The organism is Pantoea rwandensis, assembly GCF_002095475.1.
Lineage (GTDB): Bacteria > Pseudomonadota > Gammaproteobacteria > Enterobacterales > Enterobacteriaceae > Pantoea > Pantoea rwandensis.
Genome location: NZ_MLFR01000005.1, coordinates 23,126 through 43,009, shown reverse-complemented (window position 1 = coordinate 43,009; position 19,884 = coordinate 23,126). Strand labels below are relative to the sequence as shown.

Here is a 19,884-nt window from a genome sequence, read left to right as displayed (position 1 = left end):
ACCTCGTGTTGTTGACGAGGTCATTGTTGAAAAAAAACATCCAGGGAGACAGGCCGAATAATGGCGCATCATTGCCTGATTCTCTCGTTGCCATTGTATTAACGCGATCTCCACCGCTATGCTTTGCCTGAAACTCTCTCAGGAATTCATGCCATGTCGAACCCTGTGCAACTGCAAACCTGCCATCTGTTACGCCAGTTGGCGCGCCAGGAAGGCTATACCGAATCGTTACTGGATAACGTGCGCTTTATGCGCGCTGATCAACAGTGGGCACGCACGCCAGTGTTGTATGAACCGAGCATCATCATTATTTGTCAGGGGTCGAAGCGTGCCTTTCTTGCAGACAAAATGTATCGTTACGATGCTCACCATTATTTGGTGCTATCCGTCCCTTTGCCTTTCTCCGCCGAAACCGAAGCCACCTCGGAAGAGCCGTTATTGGGTATCGCTATCCGCCTGGATGCGACAATGGTGGCGCGCCTGGTGGCACAACTTGCCGATGTTGAAACCGCCATCACTGAATCCCCAGCGGGCATTATCTCTACGCCAGTAAATGATGCGCTGGCGGAGAGCACGTTACGGTTGCTTGAAGCCCTCAGCGATCCGCTGGAGGCAAAAGTCCTGGGACCCGCACGGGTCGAAGAGATCTGCTTTCGTGTACTAATGGGGGAACAAGGTGGGGCGGTGCGCGCTGCACTGACCTATCAAGGGCATTTTGGTCGTATTGCACGCGCACTCCAACGGATTCACGCCGACTGGCGACAGCCCTTGGATGTTCCCCATTTGGCGAATGAAGCGGGAATGAGTGTGCCGCGTTTCCATCTGCACTTTAAAAGCGTGACCCAGACTTCGCCAATGCAATATCTCAAATCGTTGCGATTGCATCAGGCGCGATTGATGATGATCCGCGATAACCTCACCGCTGCGGGGGCCGCAGCGCGTGTGGGTTACGAAAGCGACTCCCAATTCAATCGTGAGTTTAAGCGCATGTTTGGACGCAGCCCGGCAGAAGAGGCAAGAGTGATGAAAAGAGCTTTTGAATTGCTGCCGCCCGAACAATTGACCGCGCGGCTGCAGGCGCATTAAACGCTATGTGTCACACCGCCATCCACGCGAATATTTTGAGCGGTGATGTAGGCCGCGCCAGGGGAAGCCAGGAAGGCAATGGTAGCTGCCACTTCCTCAGAGGTACCGTAGCGTTTAAGAGGCACGCTGTCTCGACGCTCATCACTTTTTGGCAGGCTATCGATCCATCCCGGCAACACGTTGTTGATACGAATGTTGTCTGCGGCGTAGGTGTCAGCAAAAATTTTAGTGAACGACGCTAAACCTGCGCGAAACACGGCTGATGTTGGGAATAGATCGGTTGGCTCAAATGTCCATGCTGAAGAGATATTGATGATGCTGCCACCGCCCTGTTTTTGCATGACAGGTGTCACCAAACGCGCGGCGCGCACCACGTTGAGGAAGTAAGTTTCCATGCCGCGCTGCCAGTCCTCGTCACTCAGTTCCAGAATCGGTGCGCGAGGGCCATGTCCGGCGCTATTCACCAGCACATCTATCCGGCCCCAACGTGCCATCGTCGCCTCAACCAGACGTAGTAAGTCATCCACGGATTGATTCGATCCCGTGACACCTAAACCCCCTAAGCGATTTGCCAGCGCCTCACCTTTACCGGAGGAGGAGAGGATCGCCACTTTGAAACCGTCATTAGCCAGTTTTTCAGCTGCTGCTGCACCCATTCCACTGCCACCTGCAACAATCACTGCGACTTTTTCTACTGCCATAATATTGTTCCCTTATGATTATAAAATCGATATCTCGCAGTATAGTGGCTAAATTCAGTACCAGAGAGTCAGTCTGATTCGCAATTGACGATAGGAAAACTACAGGATGAGTCAAGGTTTCCCCTCATTGCCGCCGCTCAATGGATTAAAAGTCTTTGAGGCGGTCACGCGTCATCTTAATTTTCGCCTGGCGGCCGAAGAGCTAGGTGTCACGCAAGGTGCAGTAGCACAGCAAATTCGTGGGCTTGAGAGTAGCCTGGGTTTGAAATTATTTGAGCGCTTGCCCCGAACCCTGGCCTTAACCACTGCAGGCGCAGGTTATGCGACGAGTGTACGACAGGCTTTTGAGCTGATTGATGAGGCAACGCGCGCGCTACGATCTGAACCAAATCACTTAACCTTAAGTGTGACCCCGACGTTTGCCAGCCGCTGGATGCTACCGCGTTTACCTGCGTTCACTCAGGCATGGCCAGATATTGATCTTCGGGTGCTGGCGTCTGAAAGACTGGTGCAGTTTCATCACGAGGGCGTTGATTTGGCGGTGCGTTATGGCCGACCGCCGTTTGGCGCAGGGCTGGATGCCACGCTTTTGTTTTCACAGAGCGTGTTGGCTGTGGTTAGCCCGGTACTTTTGGCAAAACTAGAAAATCCACAAAATGCCGAGAATTGTCTGCGGTATGCGTTATTGCATGATGGACATCATCTTTGGCCGGCCTTTCTCTCTTTTATGTTCCCAAACGTCTCTATGCATCATCAACATCATTTGCGCTTTAACCAGACGGCGTTAGCGTTGGAGGCAGCGATTAATGGACAAGGCATAGCCCTTACCAGCCCGCATTTTGTCCAGAACGATCTCACCAGCGGTCGTTTAGTGCCCGCCTTTGCACTGCAAATGGCAGTGGACGCGGGATGGTATCTTGTTTCACCTCAGCGGCTCAAAGAACAGGCCACGGTTTTGGCCGTGCGTGAGTGGTTAATCGCGCAGATAAAATGAGCATGCGTAGCTGGATTTTTGTTCAATCACAAAATCAGTAAAACTGATGATCCCCGCTGGATCATGAATGTTATGACTGACTGATGATGCAACAGCTGGTTTTTATCCTGTTTGCGCAGTGAATTAGGAAATATCACGAAAATTCAGCAAGTAACCCTAAGCATTGCGCGTTGCAATCTGCTGGGTGCTGTGAATAAATACGAGGTCAATCTTAATAAAAATGCCATAAAGGCCAGGTTTCACCGCCTGAAAAGATCATTGCAAACATGACCGACCTTAAAGATGTTTTAGCCAGGGATATCAGCGCCAGAAGCGAAAGCATGGAAGCGCACCTTATTGCCATCCGCCGAGATATTCATGCGCACCCCGAACTCGGTTTCGATACCGTTCGTACCGCTAAGTTAGTCGAGCAGGAACTGCTGCGTCTTGGACTCCAACCGAATACGGGTGTGGGCCGAACCGGCGTCATGGTCGATATTGTCGGCGATCGCCCCGGAAAAACGATCTTGTTGCGTGCCGATATGGACGCATTGCCGATTCACGAACAAACCGGTTTGCCGTTCAGCAGCACCTTTCCGGGCAAAATGCACGCCTGTGGGCACGACATTCATACGGCAACGCTACTCGGCGTGGCAGCGATTTTGCCGCACTATCGTGCGCAGCTAAAAGGCACAGTGCGCCTGATCTTCCAACCCGCAGAAGAGACACCAGATAGCGGCGCGGAAGCGATGATTGCAGATGGTGCCGCTGAAGGGGTTGATCTTGCGATCACACTGCATAACAAGCCAGAACTGGAAGCGGGAGAGATTGCACTCACGCGTGGTGCGAGCACGGCTTCCAGCGATGAGTTTGATGTTGTGGTGCACGGCAAATCGACGCATGCTGCTCGCCCGCATATGGGTACCGATCCGATTATCGCGGCGGTCAACCTCATCAGCCAGCTGCAAACCATCATTTCGCGTGAACTCGATCCGGCCAATTCTGCAGTTCTGACCATCGGCCACATTCATGGCGGTTCTACGCACAACATCATTTCAGATAGCTGTCTGATTCAGGGCACTGTACGTGCCAAATCACCCGAAGCTCGTGCGCACATAGAAACCGCGTTTAAACGTATTTGTGCGGGTGTAGCGCTATCACTCAACACGCGTATCGAGGTGAATTATCAGCGTGGTGTACCACCGTTGATGAATGATGACGCGTTGATTGATGCACTGGAACCGATTTTGTCGCACCAGTTTGGAAAACCGATCATTGCTAAACCCAGCGCCAGCTTTGGTGCAGAAGATTTTTCACTGTTTACCGAACGCGCGCCGGGTTGCCAGATTCACATCGGCTCGGGTGCACCAGGACGCGATGACCATCTGCATAACTCGGACTACCAACCCGACGAGCGCAGTATTCACGCAGGCACTCAGGCATTAGCCCGATTGGCCATCGATTTACTCTCCCAATAATAAATTCTGAGGTTTCATGATGATGCGTAAAGGGCTTTTTACCACTTCCGCTGGGATGTTGCTGCTGGCTGCTTCTGCACTGGTTCAGGCAAAAGATTTTGGCACCCTGAAGTTTGCGACGGAGGCAGCCTATCCTCCGTTTAACCAATCCACACCAAGCGGCAAAATTGTCGGTTATGAGCCAGACATGGTGGCAGAGTTGGCGAAACGTGCAGGTTTCAAGTATGAAATCGTGGCGCAGAAATGGTCCGGCATGATCCCCGGCTTGGTTGACGGTAAATATGATGCGGTGATTGATGCCGTTACCGTGACGCCGAAGCGTGAAGAAGTGGTAGATTTCACCCACCAATACACGGTGAGTGTTTCCGGCTTTGTCACGCTGAAGGGGAGTGCGGTTGACACCCTGCCGGGCAACGGCGAAGTGGTACAAGCGGGTGATGATGCGGGCATGACGAAAGCTATCGACGCACTGAAAGCCAAGTTCAAGGGTAAAACGATCGCTGTTCAGGTCGCCACCATTCAGGCTGACTTCCTGAACAAATATCTGGCCGATGTGGCGACCATTCGCACTTATCAAGCGGGACCTGAAACCTTCGCTGATTTGTTAAATGGCCGCGTGGATGCGGTGATGGCATCACGCACTAACTTGAATGCCTATGTGAAAAAACACGTCGACACAGTGAACAGCACAGGTTACGGCTTCTCGGGTGGTGTGTTAGGGCAGGGTTCTGCTATTGCTATTCAGAAGAATAATCCAGAGCTGAAAGCTGCGCTGGATACCGCATTAGTCTCGATGATCAAAGATGGCACTCTGAAGCAGTTGTCAGAAAAATGGTTCGGCGAGAACGTCGCGCCTGCGGAGTAATGCTAAGCGCTTATGACTATTGATTGGCAACTGTTAGGTTTTGGTGACGAAGGCTGGGGCGGCGTTTTACTTAACGCCGCCACGGTGACCGTAACCGTTTCATTATGTGCATGGCTGCTGGGCGCGATGCTTGGCAGCATTCTCTGTTGGATGCAGATTGGTGGCGCTCGCTGGCAGCAGCGCCTCGCCAATGGCTATATCACACTGTTCCGTGGCGTCCCTGAGCTGCTGGTGATCTACCTGTTCTATTTTGGTGGCCGTCAGGTAGTTTCCTTTATCGGTGAAGGGTTAGGGATGCAGGGGCCATTCGATGTGAATGGCTTTGTCGCGGGGGCTATCGCCATCGGTTTGATCTCTGGCGCCTATCAAAGCGGCGTGTTCCGTGGTGCGTTTTACGCTATCCCGAAAGGCACGCTGGAAGCCGCTACGGTGACCGGCATGGGCAGGCTGATGCTGTTCCGTCGCATGATCGTGCCGCAAGCGTTGCGCACCGCCTTGCCGGGAATGGGCAATCAGTGGCAATCGGTGATCAAGGAGTCGGCGTTGGTTTCGGTCACCGGCTTAGTGGAAACCATGAACCAGATTTCCACCGCATCCAACTCCACACAAATGCCGTTCTTCTTCTACAGCGTCGGTGCGGTGATCTACCTGATCATCACCACCTGTTCCGATTTTGTTTTCCGCTATGTGGAAAAAGTGGCCATGCGCGGGCAACAACGCGCGCGGTTGTAAGGAGCCACGATGGATTTCACGTTTTTACAGCATACGCTCAGCGCTTTGCTGCGCGGTCTGCCGCTGACGCTTAACCTGGCCGTGTTATCGCTGCTGGGCGGCGGCGTGTTGGCTTTATTACTCAATCTATTACGCCAAAATCGTTTTGGCAGCGTTTTTGCGCGTTTCTATGTTTGGCTGTTTCGCGGCACGCCACTGCTGATCCAGATCTTTATGATTTATTACGGATTGGGCAGTTTGCCTGCGGTGCGCGAAAGTATATTTTGGCCACTGCTGCGCGACCCTTACTGGTGCGGCTTGATTGCACTGGTGCTCAACGATGCGGCTTACACCTCGGAGATATTGCGCGGTGGGCTGAATGCCGTCAGCGTTCAATCACTTGAAGCTGCCAAGGTCTGTGGTATGTCGCGCTTCACCACACTGCGCCGCATTACCTTGCCACTCGCGGTGCGCCAGGCGCTGCCTGCTTACAGCAACGAAATTATCTCGATGATCAAGTCGACATCGCTGGTCAGCACCATCAGCCTGATGGAAATGACCGGTATCGCTGATTCAATTGTCTCGGAGACCTTCCGTGCGCTAGAAGTCTTCATCAGCGCGGCCATTATTTATCTGCTGCTGACCGTAATGGTGAGTAAAGCAGTGGCGCTGCTGGAGCACCGTTTGTCCCCTTATCATGTTGGAGCACGTCAATGAGTAAACCCACTATCGCCCTGAGCCATCTCAGAAAAAGTTATAGCGGGCATGAGGTGCTGCACGATATCAGCCTGACGGCGCAAGATGGCGATGTGATTTCGCTGATCGGCGCCAGTGGCTCAGGGAAAAGTACGCTACTGCGCTGTATCCCGTTTCTTGAAGTGCCGCAGGGTGGCGAAATTGCGGTAGGGGAGGAGGTGGTGACCATCGACAACCCCGACGAGAGACTCAGCCGTGAGCAACAGCGCCGTATTAAATTAATGCGCATGCAACTTGGGTTTGTGTTCCAGAGTTTCAATCTATGGCCGCATAAAACCGTGTTGCAGAACATTATAGAAGCGCCGGTGCACGTACAGAAACGCAGCAATAAGGAGGCGATTGAAGAAGCCGAGGCGTTGCTACACAAAGTTGGGCTGTATGAAAAACGCAATGCCTGGCCGTCGCAACTTTCAGGTGGGCAACAGCAGCGCGTGGCCATCGCACGCGCACTGGCGCAACAACCCAAAGCGATTTTGTTTGATGAGCCGACCTCGGCGCTTGACCCCGAACTGGTAGGCGAAGTGTTGCGGGTCATTCGGAGCCTGGCTGAAGAGGGGCGTACGATGATTATCGTGACCCACGAAATGGGTTTTGCGCGCGATGTATCTAATAAAGCCGTGTTTCTGCATCAAGGGAAGATTGAAGAGTCTGGCACACCTCAGCAGGTGTTCACTGACCCGATTTCTGACCGCTGTAGAGCCTTTGTCAGTAGTCATTTGCAGCGCAACAGCTAATCCTTTCAAACCCGCTCAGGCGGGTTTTTTATCACCCGTTCAACATCGGCGCTCGACCCCGCCGACAGAGCAAAAGCCAATCCAAATCAAAGCCGTATCAGGAAGACTTCTGAAATCAGCGCTAAGCTAGCAAAACAGATTGAATACGATGAGGGAGCAGGTTAAAACGTTGCAAAACCATGACTGGACGCATGTGCGTTATCGACAACCCACCTGAACTTACTGCCTGATTAACGGAAAACTATGCCCCAAACTCACCGCCCATGGTTTAAAAGGTATTGGCTGATCTGGTTTCTTCTCACAACGGTGACCTTGAGTGGGGTGTTTACCCACCAAATTTTACAACAGCAGCGTGAACGCGAAACTCAGTTCCATCAACAGTTTAATCGTATTGCGGCCTATTTAACGCAGAACGAAACGCTGTTGCCCTTGTTGACTGGTGACGAAAATCTAGTCGAGTTACGCAAGAAATTTCCCCAAATCGTGCAGCTTGAACATACGCAAAACCGTTCGCTGACGGGGCCACGATTTGAAGAGAGTGACCAAGGGCGTTACTGGCTGTATAACCCCTATCGCCAATTTCGCATGCTGGTGGATCTTCATTTTGCGGTTAAATCATCTGAGGTTGCGTTAGCCTTGTCCTTTCATCTCCAGGCCCAACCTGCGATTTTGACCCCAACCTACTCCGAAAAGTCGCGCTGGTTGTGGCAGCGTCCATTTATCAACCTTTATCAGCCGTTTTTAATGAAAGGCAGTGCCAACCCAGATTGGCGTGCGCTACATGTAGCGCCGTTCCTGCTGGCTTTCCTGTTATGGCTGATTATCGGTTTGCTCGGCTGGGGATTCGTGCGGCACTGGCAACAAAACCGTGAGATGCGTTTACGTGCGGATTATTTTCAGCGTACGCGGCGCGAGGCCTTGGGTGAGTTCACGGCGGGAATTATCCATGAAATTAACCAGCCGCTGACGGCGATTAACACCTGGCTTCACAGCAGCCAGCTGCTGATCAGCCAAGGTAAACACCAGAATCTGCCACAGGCACTCAGTGCCATCAGCCTGCAAACCGAAAGACTGGCCGGTTTACTGCAGCGTTTTCGCGACATTGTCAGCGAACGTCCGGTGGCATTGACCGCGGTGAGCCCTGAAGCCGTCTGGCGCAGGGTCACTGTCTTGTTGCAACAAGAACTGGATACCGGTGACGTGCAGGTACGACAGCAATTTAGGCACGAACAGGCTCGCGTGATCGGTGATGAACAGTGGCTTGAGCAGGTGTTTCACAATCTGCTGCAAAACGCGATTCACATGCAGCAGAGGCAGCCAGATGCATGGGTCAACGTGACCTCTGAGCTATTTGCACACGAAATCAAAATCATCCTCAGTGATAACGGCCCCGGCTTTTCTGCCGAAGGATTAGCGCAGGCCTGCATGCCTTTTTACAGCTCACGACCCCAAAGCATGGGACTAGGCATGACGCTGGTAGAGAGCTTGATGCTTCGCATGAATGGTCAGCTGCGGCTGGCAAACCGCGCCGAGGGTGGCGCGGAAATTACCCTTATATTGCCCTTGGCGGAGTAACGGAATGAGCGCAAAAGTTTGGTTAGTGGATGATGATTTATCGGTGCGTGAATCACTGGGCTTTCTCTTGAAAACGCTGGAGTATGACGTCGCTGATTTTGCCGATTTGGCGTCGTTTGCAGCGGCAACGCACACGGAGGAACCACTCCATGGCTGCCTGTTGCTGGATGTTCGCATGCCGGGCATCAGTGGCCTAAGCTGGTTGGCAGAGCAGGGCGGACGGCATCCCCTGCTGCCGGTGATTATCATGACCGGACACGGCACCATTGAAGCTTGTCGCCGCGCCTTTCGCCAGGGGGCGTTTGAGTTCTATACCAAACCACTGGAGATTGAACCGCTACTCGAAACCGTGCATCAGGCAATGCAAGAGAGCGAGCAGCGGGCACTCCGCTGGCAGGCGCAACAGGCTCTGCAAGCGCGTTTCGCGTTGTTATCGGCGCGCGAGAGCGAAGTCATGCAGCTGATGATTGCGGGGCAGACCAGTAAAGAGATCGCCCGTGACTTATCATTATCGCCACGCACGGTGGAGGCCCATCGCGCTGCTGTGCTGGCTAAACTGGAAATGGACAACCTGGCACAACTGATTCACGCATGGCAGCAGCTCAACCAGGTATAACTACCTGGTAAGACGCGTAATCGTGCGAATGTTTTTCAATCTGATCGCGCCTTAAAGTGTTACCCAACATAACTCAGGAGTGACACATGAATATTCGCCTTTCTTTACTCGCTACTGCGGTGGCATTGATTTCTTTTGGCAGCCAAGCCGCGGTGACCGAATCCAACTTGTCACTGGCTGAGGCACAAAAGCTGGCCAGCGCCGCGATTCAGTCTTGCGCCGCGAAAAACTACAATGTCACGGTCACCGTGGTGGATCGCGCGGGCTTAGTGACTGCAGTGCAGCGCATGGACAATGCGGGTCCACACACTGTTGAAGCGAGTCGTATGAAGGCTTACACCGCACTCAGTACCAAAAATCTGAGCGGTAAAGTGATGGAAACGGCGCAGAACAATGCTGGTGCTCAGAACATGCGTGATGTCCCAGGCTTTCTGCTGTTAGCCGGTGGAGTGCCGGTTAAAAGTGGCAATCAGGTGATCGGTGCGATTGGTGTGGGTGGCGCACCTGGCGGTAATTTTGATGAGGCTTGCGCACTGGATGCATTGAAAGCGATTCAGTAAGTCGCCATTGCGCAATATATGGCGCCGCCACAGCGTGATGTCTTCACCTGTCGCGGCGCGATGTTGGCGCAATCACTCCATTGACGTATTGCCAGAATGTACCCGTCTGGATACCACAAAACATAACAGTGGCACGGGCAACGTAAACAGCAGCAACAGCCATAACAGCACGTACACGGCATCCACGCCGTCATTCTGTAGATTGTTATACAGCTGAACCGGCATCCCTTGAGGGAAATAGGCAAAAATCATCACAATGCCGAATTCACCCATCGCACGTACCCACGCCAACGCAGTGGCAGAGGCTAAGCCAGGTGCCGCTAGTGGAACAGACAGACGCCAGAATCCCTGCCATGACGATGCACCCAGCGTGCGACCCGCATCCAAAATATCCTGCGGCACACCGGCAAAGGCTGAACGTGCGGTAGTGATGAAATAGGGCAGGGCGCCGTACCATTGCGCGAGGATGAAAGCGGCAGGATTATTGACCAGCGTCCAGCCAAATTTCCCTAACAACTCGCCAGGCACACTGTAGGGACCGTAAGCACTTACCAGTAATATACCCATCGCCAGTGGGGGGGTGAGGAGCGGAATCATCACCAGCAGTTCAACGATGGCGCGCGCGCGACCTTGGGCTTGAGAGAGCCACCACGCAACCGGCAATCCGCTAATAAAAATCAACAGCAGCGCAATCGCGCCAAGACCCAGTGAGGTGGCGATGGCATTGCCATCACCCCAGGCCAGATGCATATGCTGCCACTGCGTGATGCCAATCAGAGTGACAAAAGGCACTGCCAACAACAGAAGTGCTGGCAGTGATAACCACAGCGCCGTGGCGTGACCTGTTTTCATTATTGGTAAACGGCACCGCCTTTAGGCGCAGCATAACCATTCTGTTTAAACAGGGCCTGGCCTGGCTGGCTCAGCATGAAGTCCACAAACGCTTTGCCTGCAGCAGTACCATGAGGCGCATTTTTCAACACGGCTGCGTAATACACCAGCGGCTGGGTGTGCAGCTCTTTATCTTTGCCAGCACTGTCTTTCACACTGAAGCTCACGGTGTCATACCACTGTTTAGCCATATCTGGGTTGCTCAGGTTAATCTCATCCGGCAGGGCCACATATGGCAGATGTGCGGAGATGACTTCACTTTCGTAACCTGCAGCGGCATCAACCTGACCACTCTCCAAACGGGCCAGCAGGCCACCTTCCAGATGCGTTTGCGCAGGGTTCTGATAACCACCCAGAATTTTGTCGGCGATTCCTGGCTCCTTGTAGTACTTCTCAGCCAGCAGCAGGGTAAAGATAATGTTCTGACCTTTCGGATCGTTGATCGGATCGGTGCGACCAAATTTAATGCCCGGCGTTGCCAGCACTTTCAGCCAGCTGGCATCTGTGCCTTTGGCTTGTGCGAATTGCTGGGCAAATTTCCCCTTGGGACTGTAAGCCACCACCATGCTGGTACTTGCAACAGGCACAGCATCATCAATCAATCCTGCATCTTTCAGTATTTGCATTGGTCCTGGCGTGATGGAAACGAACACGTCAGCCGTGATTTTTTTGCTGGCGAGCAGACGCGCCATACCGTACGCACCCTGGCCTTGGCCTTCATACTTGCCGTCATTCTGTTTAGCAAAGGCCGGACCTAAAGATTGGTCCATGACTTTGCCCATTGAACCCGCGTAAGTGACGCGAATATCGGTATTGGCTTGCGCCTGTAGGCTAAAGCCTGCTGCGGCAGTTAACAGCAGTGCTGTGAGGGTCTTAATTTGCATTCCCTTTCTCGCTATATAATTAGGTAGATAACGATTATCAGAAATTTTGCAATCAGTGCAAGTCGAAATCTATTGCGAAATATGGGGATAGCCCGCCGCAGCGGGCGGAGTGCTTAAGCGAGAATGCGTTGCGCCCAGGATTCAATATCATCCCCGCTGCCGATATCTAACTGCACCAGTCCATTGGTGATAAAGGTGGGTGAGACGTGGATACCGTTCTGGCGTGAATACTTACAATGCCATTTGATCTCGATCTGCAACTCTGCACGCAGGAAGGGTGCGTGCGCGTCAACACCACTATAGCGCTGTAAACGCTCAAGGATCTGCTGAGGAGTGGCGTCCATATTTGGCCCATGGCTGTGATCGGTAAACTCAAACTCTTCCCGGTGATCGGCAACAGCCTGCAGTACCTTTTTCGCTGCGGCTTTACCTTCTGGCAGGGTTGAGGCCGCGAGAATATAGCGCACGATCAGCCCAGAATACATATGCCATGGTTGTGATTGCAGTCGAATCTTCAGCGTCATTTTTTCTTCACCAACCAATGCCAGCAGCGCATCCAGTTTGTTAAATGCACGTACCGAGAATGGACAGGTGGGTTCCAAAAACACTTCGAAAACCTTAGGGCCGTGGCCCCAAACCAGTGGGTCGGCATGTAAAGCAGTGGATTGACTCATTTTCATTCCCTGTTTTGAGGATAAAGGTGGCTTTAATTTGGCAAAACAAAACAGCAACAGCCAGCACCGACTTATGCTTTTTTGTTACAAGGGCATTCCTGTTGCAAATTTGCCTGAAATAAAAAATCATTTTATAGATCCGCTAGCTACAAGAAAGTCAGGCGTTGTGCCGCCTGGACAGAAAATAAGCGGCTATAGTTATGCCAGTTCAAATTTTCTTTTTGTGCTGCTAACGCCGCACTTTTTATTCATTTGCCTGGAGCCGATGACATAGCAACGAGGTTGAATGTGTTTGCCAATATTCCCTGGAAAAGCATCCATCAGGTTATCAATCAAACCATTGCGGAGATGGTGGATGAGCAGCAAACATTGGATGTGTTAACCCTACGTAGACGGTTGCAAGAAATGGCCGAAAGCGAAACAGATGAAGTGATGGTGTTGTGCTACTGGCAGGCCAGCAAGGTGCTAACTCGATTGCCCCCTACCGTGACAGCGAGCCAGTTGATTGAAGCTGCACGGCACGCCTTTCGTACGCCACTCAACCACGATCCGCTTTAACGCTTAATGCTTTTCGCCAACAAATAGGCCGCTTGTAGTCTAATTGACTGATTAATCGTCATAACCCTGAATTACGCTCTGCTAAACTGCTTGGTCAAAACCGCTGAAACAGAGGACAGTAATGAAAATCAAAAGTTATGCCGCGATGAACGCAGGCGAAGCACTGGTGCCTTTTGAGTACGAGGCCGGTCCGCTGGCAGCTGAAGAGGTACAGGTTGAGGTCGATTACTGCGGCGTATGCCATTCTGACCTGTCGATGATCGATAACGAATGGGGAATCTCTTCGTTCCCCGTGATTGCAGGTCATGAAGTTATTGGCCGCATCAGTGCGCTGGGCGATGCTGCTCAGAATAAAGGATTGAAAGTTGGCCAGCGTGTGGGGATTGGTTGGACGGCAAAAAGCTGCCAGCACTGCAACGCCTGTATCAACGGTGAGCAAGTTAACTGTGAAAATGGCTCAGTGCCTACCATCATGAACAAAGGCGGATTTGCCAGCCATCTGCGTGCGGACTGGCAGTGGGTGATTCCACTACCAGAGTCCATGGATATCACCACCGCCGGCCCATTATTGTGTGGCGGCATCACGGTATTTAAGCCGCTGCTGATGCACAACATCAACGCGACCAGCCGTGTCGGCGTGATCGGTATTGGTGGTCTGGGCCATATGGCGATCAAACTGCTGCGTGCCATGGGTGCGGAAGTCACTGCCTTCAGTTCCAACGCCAGCAAAACCGAGTCTATCCTGGCAATGGGTGCCGATCGTGTCGTCAACAGCCGTGACCCTCAGGCATTGAACGCGCTGGCGGGCCAGTTTGATTTGATCATTAGCACCGTTGCGGTGGACCTTGACTGGCAACCCTATTTCCAGGCACTGGCCCCACACGGTAAGTTCCACACCGTGGGTGCCGTCATGAAGCCGTTTGAAGTCCCGGCGTTTAGCCTGATCATGGGCGACCGTGCGGTTACCGGTTCATCAACCGGTTCGCCAGGCCAGCTGCGCTCGTTAATGAAGTTGGCTGCGCGCACTGACGTTGCACCAACGGTTGAAGCCTTCCCAATGTCGAAAATCAATGACGCACTTGACCATGTTCGCGCCGGTAAAGCCAATTACCGCGTTGTGCTGAAAGCGGATTTCTAATTTCGCCACAAGGTCGGCAGCCATGTCGACCTTAAGCTTTGCGGTGCGCACCATGCGCACCGGTTAAATACAATTCCTGACGCATCCTGCTTCCAAACAGCATTCCCTCTACTAATAACCTGATTATTCAGCATTATATTGCCCATCACTTTGTTAATCTGGTGCTCAATCGAGTAAAACCCCGAGGACAGCGATGAAGATTTCCAGCTATGCCGCCCTGCAAGCGGGCGAGGCGTTAGTGCCTTATGAATATGATGCCGGCCCGTTAGCCGCGGAAGATGTGCAAGTTGCAGTTGATTACTGCGGCGTATGCCATTCCGACCTCTCGATGATTGATAACGAATGGGGCGGTTCACGCTATCCACTGATCGCGGGTCATGAAGTGATTGGCCGGGTTGTGGCACTGGGTGATGCAGCCCAGAACAAAGGGCTTAACATGGGTCAGCGGGTTGGCATCGGTTGGACGGCGAAAAGTTGCCAGCACTGTGATGCCTGTATCTCAGGTGACCAGGTAAACTGCCAAACCGGCAAAGTCTCGACGATTAACAATCATGGCGGTTTCGCCAGCCATTTACGCGCTAACTGGCAATGGGTGATACCGCTTCCGGAGGCGTTGGATATCGTGTCAGCGGGGCCTTTGCTGTGTGGTGGCATCACCGTGTTTAAGCCACTTTTGATGCATAACATCAATGCCACCAGCCGTGTGGGCGTGATTGGCATCGGTGGATTAGGCCATATGGCTATCAAGTTACTGCGCGCAATGGGCGCAGACGTCACGGCGTTCAGTTCGAACGCCAGCAAAACTGACTCTATTCTGGCGATGGGTGCGAACCGTGTGGTCAACAGCCGCGATGCGCAGGCATTGGGTGAGCTAACGGGCCAGTTTGATTTGATCATTAGTACCGTGGCAGTGGACCTTGACTGGAAGCCTTATTATCAGGCTCTTGCACGTCAGGGTAAGTTCCACACTGTAGGGGCAGTAATGAAACCCTTTGAAGTTCCGGCGTTTAGTTTGATTGTCGGCGATCGAGCAGTAACGGGATCTTCTACCGGGTCTCCTGCCCAGTTAAGAACGCTGTTAAAGTTGGCCGCCCGCGTAGATATCGCTCCACAAGTGGAAGAATTTCCGATGTCGCAGGTCAACGCGGCGTTGGAACATGTGCGAGCCGGGAAAGCCAATTATCGCGTGGTGCTCAAAGCGGACTTTTAATTTTTGCAGAACAGTTAAGGTGCGCATCCGTGCGCACCTTACTTTATTTATTTACCTTGTGGGTCACTTTCGCCCAGGAAGAAATACCATAACGGAATCGACATCAGTGCGGTGAACACTGAGCTGTACAAGGCAATCATCAACCCTTGCGTGATGTACATGGTGAGTGACCAGTGACTGAACGGAATGCCGTATTGATCGATCACACCGCCAATGATGGCGTTACTCATCACCGTGCCGACAATCAGCGCCAAAATGCATACCCCACGCAGGAAATAGCGCATCTCTTTACGTTTGACCCTAAACCGCGCGCGAATAATGCCAAGCGGTGATTGCTGCGACGCCAGAATTTCTGCTTCCGTCATCGGAACGCGCTGCTGTTTACGCCAACGCAGAATGTCCACCAACATAAAGGCCAATAAACTTATGCCCATCACCGGCAATGCATAGCCGAGCGCCAGTGCGAGAATCAAACATGTTCCTTTACTGTAATGCGGTATGGCCAGCCAGGTTTCAGTCAGGGTCTGCGCAGGGCTTGCCTCAATCTGTTTTGGACGGCGAATCCACCACATGCGATAACCCAGCACGATCATACTGCACAGCCCCAGCCCAAAGAATGCCAGTAGCAGCTGATTAGGCAGACCAAAGAGTACGCCCATGTGTGCATCTACGCCCCAGCGCGTCAGTTTTGCCACCATAGGGAACTGGGCGAAATAGACATGATCGACAATCGTGAAGTCTTGCGGATTGACTGAGACCGCATCGACGCGGGTCGGCCAGCTACGATCGATTTCTGTCACCGCCCACGCTTTATCAGCGCTCTTCGGCTGACGCAGTTCCAGCTTGCTGGCGCTGAGTCCATCCTGACGGGCGGCGTTGAGAACACGATCCCAATCGCCATCCGGCTGATTGTTGGGCATCGGTTTCGCGGATTGCGCAACCGGTTTTGCCATCGATGACATCGACATTTTGGACATGTCCATATCCGACATATCCATATCAGGCATGCCCGGCATGCTGTGATGATCAGCATGAGGATCGGCCGGTGTGGCTGCAGCATCGCCACTGAGTGAGGTGTTGACCTGCGGTGTCAGCCAGTTCAACTCCGTGCGCCAGCGGTCAATGTTATTACCTGCCCATTGTGACCAGGTTAAGCCAGTGACCGAGAAGAACACCAATCCCAGCACCAGAGTCAGACCCAGCGTGATATGCCAGTGGCGGCTAAAGGCGAACCCCGTGCGTGCGGCTTTCAGCTTGCGTTTAGGACGCGTGCCTAACCACAGCACTACGCCACCGAGCGCGGCCACCCATAACCAGGATGCTGCCAGCTCGCTGTAGTTGCGGCCAAAATCACCTAACAACAAGCTACTGTGCAGCAAATCGAGCGTGGTACGCAGCGGCAGCACACCGCTGGTGCCGTACACCGTCATATCGCCTGTGACTTTCAGGCTATACGGATCGATAAACACCGCGCGGGATTGCGAAGCCCCGAGTGAGGCATCACTGAATTGCACGCGCGTGGTATCCGTGGCTCCCGGTGCGGGTCTGACAGCATAAATGTGCTGTTTTTCACCAGCGTAAGCGCGTGCTGCGCTGATCTGCGCGGAAAGCGGCTGAGCGTTGCCTTGGGGATGCGCCGTTAACGCATCGGAATAAATCAGATTTTCCAGTTGAGGCGTCAGCACATAAAGTGTGCCGCTGAGTGCCGCGACAAAGATAAAAGGCGCAACAAACAGACCAATATAAAAATGTAAGCGACGAAGTAGATTAAGCACCGCACCGCGCGGTGCTGCAGAGTGAGCAGCAGACAAAGCCGTCTTCCTTCCGGTTAGAGAATGCCGTGGCGCAACCCAAGGTTGGGCCGTTTTAAGTTTTAATCAGCAGGGAAGAAAAGCCGGTGGCGCGCGCGGTCGATGAATCGTGCTGTAGCGGCGGAGCAGCGGTGCCACCCGACGCGGCAGCGGCGGGGCGCGTGATATCACCATCGTCAGCCAGAGGAGCGGGATAAACACCCACATCATCAGCGGTACGTGCACCAGCAGATCACAATAGCCGCAGGCGAATTCGCCGTCGTCCATCGTGTGATGGTCCATGCCTGGCATCACCATATCCATCATCATTTCGTGATGATGCATCGACATCTCAGACATCATGCCGTGTGACGGCATATCCATCATGCGGCTTTGCCGTTCCATCAACGTTTTCGACACTATCGGCGCGACAAACAGCAGTAGTACCGCCACAATGGCGACACAGGCAGTCAGGCGCTGACGAAGTTGATTTGAATACGTCATGGTTGGTACGAAATGATTCAGCAAAAGAGGCCGAAGTGTAACGCTATTGCCGCAGAAGGGTTAAAGAAACTCAGGTTAATAAGGAAAAAATTCGCACCTTTTGAAAAAAGTCACTGAATGCCCTGAGTTTGTTAACCTTAATGCAACCTGATAAGAACAAGACGGAAACAATAAAACGGAGACGAGATGAAAATAGTGATGCTGGATGGTGACACGTTGCCACAATCCCCTACACGTCCTGAATGGTGTACCGAATGGGACTTTAGGGGGGTCACCTCGCACAGTGAGATTGTCTCCGCCCTGCGCGGTGCGCATATTGCGATGACCAATAAAATCCCGCTACGTGCGGATACGCTACGTCAGCTGCCGGATCTACGTTACATCTGTGTGGCCGCCACAGGTTATGACTGTATCGACCTGGATGCCTGTCGTGAGCAGGGTATAGTGGTCAGCAATGTGCCGGGTTACTCCACGCGCAGTGTGGCTGAAAGCGTCATCGGCTCACTGTTTGCATTACGTCGCCATCTGGTGGATTACGCCAATAGTACGCGCAGCATCTGGCCGACATCATCGCACTTCTGCGTTCATCGCCAGCCCATTCAGGATATTTTCGGTGCCACGTTAGGCGTGATCGGTAAAGGCGATATCGGCAGCGCGGTGGGGACGATGGCACAAGCGCTCGGCATGACGGTGCTATACGCCGACCGTCAGGGCAGTTCACAGCCGCGCGCAGGTTATGTGCCCTTTGACGAGGTGCTGGCGCGCAGTGATGTTTTGACGATGCACTGTCCATTAACGCCGCAAACTCAGCAGTTGATCAACCTGCAAGCCCTGGCACAGATGAAGCCGTCAGCATGGCTGATAAATACTGCGCGAGGTGGGCTGGTCAATGAAGTGGAACTGGCTCAGGCGCTGAAGCAGGGCGTCATTGCTGGGGCGGCACTGGATGTCTTAACACAAGAACCGCCTGCCGCAGACCATCCGTTGCTACAGTCTGATGTACCCAACCTGCTACTGACCCCGCACATTGCCTGGGCAAGCCAGCAGGGCGTCACCAACTTGCTTCAGGGCATCGAAGGCAATCTTGCCGCTTTTGCGGCAGGCAAAGCACAAAATGTGGTGAGTTAAAGGTTAAAAAATCGATCTTCCCAACCGCTCTGTGAGTTTTTCCAGCAGAGCGGTGCCTGCCAGTGAGTTACCCGAGTGGTCCAGCGCCGGTGACCACACTGCAATGCTCATTTCCCCAGGGATGACCGCGACAATGCCGCCGCCAACGCCCGATTTTGCCGGCATCCCTACACGCCAGGCAAATTCGCCTGCGCCGTCATACATACCACTGGTCATCATTAAGGCATTCACCTGACGCGACTGGCGAGGAGAGATCACCGCCCACTCATTATGCTGACCGCGCCCTTGATTAGCGAGATACAGGAAGGTTTGTGCCAGCTCTTCGCAACTCATCGACAGCGAGCAGTAGTGGAAATAGGTTTCCATCACTTTACTGACATCGTTATGAAAGTTGCCAAAAGACTTCATCAGCCAGGCGATCGCGGCGTTCCTTGCAGAATGCTCGTACTCAGAGCGCGCAACGACACGGTCGTAGTTGATGTCATTTTGCTGAGCCAGACGGCGCACAATCTCCAGCATACGTTGGCGAGGGGCGGTTAAACGGCTTTCAAGCAAGTCACACATCACCAGCGCCCCAGCGTTGATAAACGGATTGCGCGGTTTGCCTTGCTCCAGTTCTAACTGCACCAGCGAGTTGAAGGCTTGGCCAGAAGGTTCTTTGCCGACGCGTTGCCAGATTTCATCATCTTCATACAGCGTCAGCGCGACGGTCAGCGACAGGACTTTGGAGATTGACTGGATCGAGAAGCGGGTTGACGCATCGCCGGCCTGAAAACGCTGGCCATCAGGGGTGACAATCGCAATGCCAAGCTGATCAGCGGCGACACCTGCCAGCGCCGGAATGTAATCCGCCACCTTGCCCTGACCCGTTAACGGGCGCACCTCCGCAATGATCTCTTCCAGTAATCCATTTGTAAGTTCTGACACCAGATGGCTCCAATATTATTGATTTTTGTCGTTTCAAATACGTTTAAGGCGCGATTTAACGCGCCATAAAGCGCATCGCAACCGACGTGAGAGGGCCGGGACAGCTTGATCCTTCAGGCCAGGAT

The 19,884-nt window shown here is 53.1% G+C and carries 22 protein-coding genes; 15 read left to right on the top strand and 7 right to left on the bottom strand.

Going from position 1 to position 19,884, the window contains the following annotated elements; translation table 11 throughout:
- The first annotated feature begins 153 nt into the window (after positions 1–153).
- Positions 154–1,086 carry an AraC family transcriptional regulator gene (locus tag HA51_RS07760; RefSeq protein WP_084933970.1) on the top strand — a complete coding sequence of 311 codons (933 nt, stop codon included), beginning with the start codon at positions 154–156 and terminating at the stop codon, positions 1,084–1,086.
- On the opposite strand, the gene HA51_RS07755 is transcribed toward HA51_RS07760, so the two are convergent.
- Positions 1,083–1,787, bottom strand: coding sequence for an SDR family oxidoreductase (locus HA51_RS07755; RefSeq protein WP_084933969.1), 705 nt, complete (start codon positions 1,785–1,787; stop codon positions 1,083–1,085). The two genes, HA51_RS07760 and HA51_RS07755, sit on opposite strands and share 4 nt — an antisense overlap.
- A 106-nt stretch (positions 1,788–1,893) precedes the next feature.
- On the opposite strand from HA51_RS07755, the gene HA51_RS07750 reads away from it, so the two are divergent.
- The 9 genes from HA51_RS07750 to HA51_RS07710 all read left to right on the top strand — a co-directional run bounded on the left by HA51_RS07750 (position 1,894) and on the right by HA51_RS07710 (position 10,055).
- A complete protein-coding gene (locus HA51_RS07750; RefSeq protein ID WP_084933968.1) occupies positions 1,894–2,781 on the top strand; it encodes a LysR substrate-binding domain-containing protein in 888 nt (295 codons plus the stop codon).
- 266 nt (positions 2,782–3,047) lie between these two features.
- Positions 3,048–4,238, top strand: coding sequence for an amidohydrolase (locus HA51_RS07745; protein WP_084933967.1), 1,191 nt, complete (start codon positions 3,048–3,050; stop codon positions 4,236–4,238).
- 16 nt (positions 4,239–4,254) lie between these two features.
- Positions 4,255–5,103, top strand: a complete 849-nt coding sequence (locus HA51_RS07740; protein ID WP_245840186.1) for a transporter substrate-binding domain-containing protein — start codon at positions 4,255–4,257, stop codon at positions 5,101–5,103.
- Between the two features lie 12 nt (positions 5,104–5,115).
- The gene (locus tag HA51_RS07735) at positions 5,116–5,835 is read left to right on the top strand and encodes an ABC transporter permease (RefSeq protein ID WP_084933965.1); all 720 of its coding nucleotides are present in this window, start codon (positions 5,116–5,118) and stop codon (positions 5,833–5,835) included.
- A gap of 9 nt (positions 5,836–5,844) precedes the next feature.
- The gene (locus HA51_RS07730) at positions 5,845–6,531 is read left to right on the top strand and encodes an ABC transporter permease (protein ID WP_084933964.1); all 687 of its coding nucleotides are present in this window, start codon (positions 5,845–5,847) and stop codon (positions 6,529–6,531) included.
- Positions 6,528–7,304, top strand: coding sequence for an ABC transporter ATP-binding protein (locus HA51_RS07725; RefSeq protein ID WP_084933963.1), 777 nt, complete (start codon positions 6,528–6,530; stop codon positions 7,302–7,304). Before HA51_RS07730 ends, HA51_RS07725 begins: the two co-directional genes overlap by 4 nt.
- Before the next feature lie 243 nt (positions 7,305–7,547).
- On the top strand, positions 7,548–8,879 hold the full coding sequence (locus HA51_RS07720; protein ID WP_084933962.1) for a sensor histidine kinase: 1,332 nt from the start codon (positions 7,548–7,550) through the stop codon (positions 8,877–8,879).
- Between the two features lie 4 nt (positions 8,880–8,883).
- Positions 8,884–9,495, top strand: coding sequence for a response regulator transcription factor (locus HA51_RS07715; RefSeq protein ID WP_084933961.1), 612 nt, complete (start codon positions 8,884–8,886; stop codon positions 9,493–9,495).
- 86 nt (positions 9,496–9,581) lie between these two features.
- Positions 9,582–10,055, top strand: coding sequence for a GlcG/HbpS family heme-binding protein (locus tag HA51_RS07710; protein ID WP_084933960.1), 474 nt, complete (start codon positions 9,582–9,584; stop codon positions 10,053–10,055).
- 72 nt (positions 10,056–10,127) lie between these two features.
- Here the strand turns inward: HA51_RS07710 and HA51_RS07705 are convergent, their stop codons facing one another.
- From HA51_RS07705 to HA51_RS07695, 3 genes are all read right to left on the bottom strand, one after another.
- Positions 10,128–10,907, bottom strand: a complete 780-nt coding sequence (locus tag HA51_RS07705; protein ID WP_084933959.1) for a molybdate ABC transporter permease subunit — start codon at positions 10,905–10,907, stop codon at positions 10,128–10,130.
- The gene (locus tag HA51_RS07700; protein WP_084933958.1) at positions 10,907–11,830 is read right to left on the bottom strand and encodes an extracellular solute-binding protein; all 924 of its coding nucleotides are present in this window, start codon (positions 11,828–11,830) and stop codon (positions 10,907–10,909) included. The genes HA51_RS07705 and HA51_RS07700 overlap by 1 nt, the downstream gene beginning before the upstream one ends.
- 113 nt (positions 11,831–11,943) lie before the next feature.
- Positions 11,944–12,504, bottom strand: coding sequence for a thioredoxin (locus HA51_RS07695; protein WP_084933957.1), 561 nt, complete (start codon positions 12,502–12,504; stop codon positions 11,944–11,946).
- A gap of 37 nt (positions 12,505–12,541) precedes the next feature.
- On the opposite strand from HA51_RS07695, the gene HA51_RS26895 reads away from it, so the two are divergent.
- The 4 genes from HA51_RS26895 (at position 12,542) to ahr (HA51_RS07680) (ending at position 15,410) form a co-directional block, all read left to right on the top strand.
- Positions 12,542–12,778: a hypothetical protein gene (locus HA51_RS26895; protein WP_139810654.1), complete on the top strand. Its 237-nt coding sequence runs from the start codon at positions 12,542–12,544 to the stop codon at positions 12,776–12,778.
- Positions 12,779–12,792: 14 nt separating this feature from the next.
- Complete coding sequence (locus tag HA51_RS07690; protein WP_084934094.1) at positions 12,793–13,062, top strand: hypothetical protein; 270 nt, start codon at positions 12,793–12,795, stop codon at positions 13,060–13,062.
- Positions 13,063–13,183: 121 nt separating this feature from the next.
- Entirely contained in the window at positions 13,184–14,200 is a 1,017-nt protein-coding gene (gene ahr / locus HA51_RS07685; RefSeq protein WP_084933956.1) for an NADPH-dependent aldehyde reductase Ahr, read from the top strand.
- A gap of 193 nt (positions 14,201–14,393) precedes the next feature.
- Positions 14,394–15,410: an NADPH-dependent aldehyde reductase Ahr gene (gene ahr / locus HA51_RS07680; RefSeq protein WP_084933955.1), complete on the top strand. Its 1,017-nt coding sequence runs from the start codon at positions 14,394–14,396 to the stop codon at positions 15,408–15,410.
- A 47-nt stretch (positions 15,411–15,457) separates the two neighbouring features.
- Here the strand turns inward: ahr (HA51_RS07680) and HA51_RS07675 are convergent, their stop codons facing one another.
- Positions 15,458–17,221, bottom strand: a complete 1,764-nt coding sequence (locus HA51_RS07675) for a DUF2534 family protein (RefSeq protein WP_084933954.1) — start codon at positions 17,219–17,221, stop codon at positions 15,458–15,460.
- Positions 17,222–17,287: 66 nt separating this feature from the next.
- On the bottom strand, positions 17,288–17,704 hold the full coding sequence (locus HA51_RS07670; protein WP_084933953.1) for a DUF2946 domain-containing protein: 417 nt from the start codon (positions 17,702–17,704) through the stop codon (positions 17,288–17,290).
- 186 nt (positions 17,705–17,890) lie between these two features.
- Between HA51_RS07670 and HA51_RS07665 the strand changes: the two genes are divergently transcribed.
- Positions 17,891–18,832 carry a D-2-hydroxyacid dehydrogenase gene (locus HA51_RS07665; RefSeq protein WP_084933952.1) on the top strand — a complete coding sequence of 314 codons (942 nt, stop codon included), beginning with the start codon at positions 17,891–17,893 and terminating at the stop codon, positions 18,830–18,832.
- A gap of 3 nt (positions 18,833–18,835) precedes the next feature.
- Here the strand turns inward: HA51_RS07665 and glsB are convergent, their stop codons facing one another.
- The gene (gene glsB, locus HA51_RS07660) at positions 18,836–19,762 is read right to left on the bottom strand and encodes a glutaminase B (protein WP_084933951.1); all 927 of its coding nucleotides are present in this window, start codon (positions 19,760–19,762) and stop codon (positions 18,836–18,838) included.
- Between the last annotated feature and the right edge of the window lie 122 nt (positions 19,763–19,884).

Excerpts from the sequence above, each read along its gene's own strand:
- HA51_RS07715 (WP_084933961.1), top strand. The coding sequence starts at position 8,884 with ATGAGCGCAAAAGTTTGGTTAGTGGATGATGATTTATCGGTGCGTGAA.
- HA51_RS07670 (WP_084933953.1), bottom strand. The coding sequence starts at position 17,704 with ATGACGTATTCAAATCAACTTCGTCAGCGCCTGACTGCCTGTGTCGCC.
- HA51_RS07755 (WP_084933969.1), bottom strand. The coding sequence starts at position 1,787 with ATGGCAGTAGAAAAAGTCGCAGTGATTGTTGCAGGTGGCAGTGGAATG.
- HA51_RS07760 (WP_084933970.1), top strand. The coding sequence starts at position 154 with ATGTCGAACCCTGTGCAACTGCAAACCTGCCATCTGTTACGCCAGTTG.
- HA51_RS07730 (WP_084933964.1), top strand. The coding sequence starts at position 5,845 with ATGGATTTCACGTTTTTACAGCATACGCTCAGCGCTTTGCTGCGCGGT.
- HA51_RS07700 (WP_084933958.1), bottom strand. The coding sequence starts at position 11,830 with ATGCAAATTAAGACCCTCACAGCACTGCTGTTAACTGCCGCAGCAGGC.
- HA51_RS07750 (WP_084933968.1), top strand. The coding sequence starts at position 1,894 with ATGAGTCAAGGTTTCCCCTCATTGCCGCCGCTCAATGGATTAAAAGTC.
- HA51_RS07695 (WP_084933957.1), bottom strand. The coding sequence starts at position 12,504 with ATGAGTCAATCCACTGCTTTACATGCCGACCCACTGGTTTGGGGCCAC.
- HA51_RS07745 (WP_084933967.1), top strand. The coding sequence starts at position 3,048 with ATGACCGACCTTAAAGATGTTTTAGCCAGGGATATCAGCGCCAGAAGC.
- HA51_RS07740 (WP_245840186.1), top strand. The coding sequence starts at position 4,255 with ATGATGATGCGTAAAGGGCTTTTTACCACTTCCGCTGGGATGTTGCTG.
- HA51_RS07725 (WP_084933963.1), top strand. The coding sequence starts at position 6,528 with ATGAGTAAACCCACTATCGCCCTGAGCCATCTCAGAAAAAGTTATAGC.
- HA51_RS07665 (WP_084933952.1), top strand. The coding sequence starts at position 17,891 with ATGAAAATAGTGATGCTGGATGGTGACACGTTGCCACAATCCCCTACA.
- HA51_RS07705 (WP_084933959.1), bottom strand. The coding sequence starts at position 10,907 with ATGAAAACAGGTCACGCCACGGCGCTGTGGTTATCACTGCCAGCACTT.
- ahr (WP_084933956.1), top strand. The coding sequence starts at position 13,184 with ATGAAAATCAAAAGTTATGCCGCGATGAACGCAGGCGAAGCACTGGTG.
- HA51_RS07735 (WP_084933965.1), top strand. The coding sequence starts at position 5,116 with ATGACTATTGATTGGCAACTGTTAGGTTTTGGTGACGAAGGCTGGGGC.
- ahr (WP_084933955.1), top strand. The coding sequence starts at position 14,394 with ATGAAGATTTCCAGCTATGCCGCCCTGCAAGCGGGCGAGGCGTTAGTG.
- HA51_RS07720 (WP_084933962.1), top strand. The coding sequence starts at position 7,548 with ATGCCCCAAACTCACCGCCCATGGTTTAAAAGGTATTGGCTGATCTGG.
- HA51_RS07710 (WP_084933960.1), top strand. The coding sequence starts at position 9,582 with ATGAATATTCGCCTTTCTTTACTCGCTACTGCGGTGGCATTGATTTCT.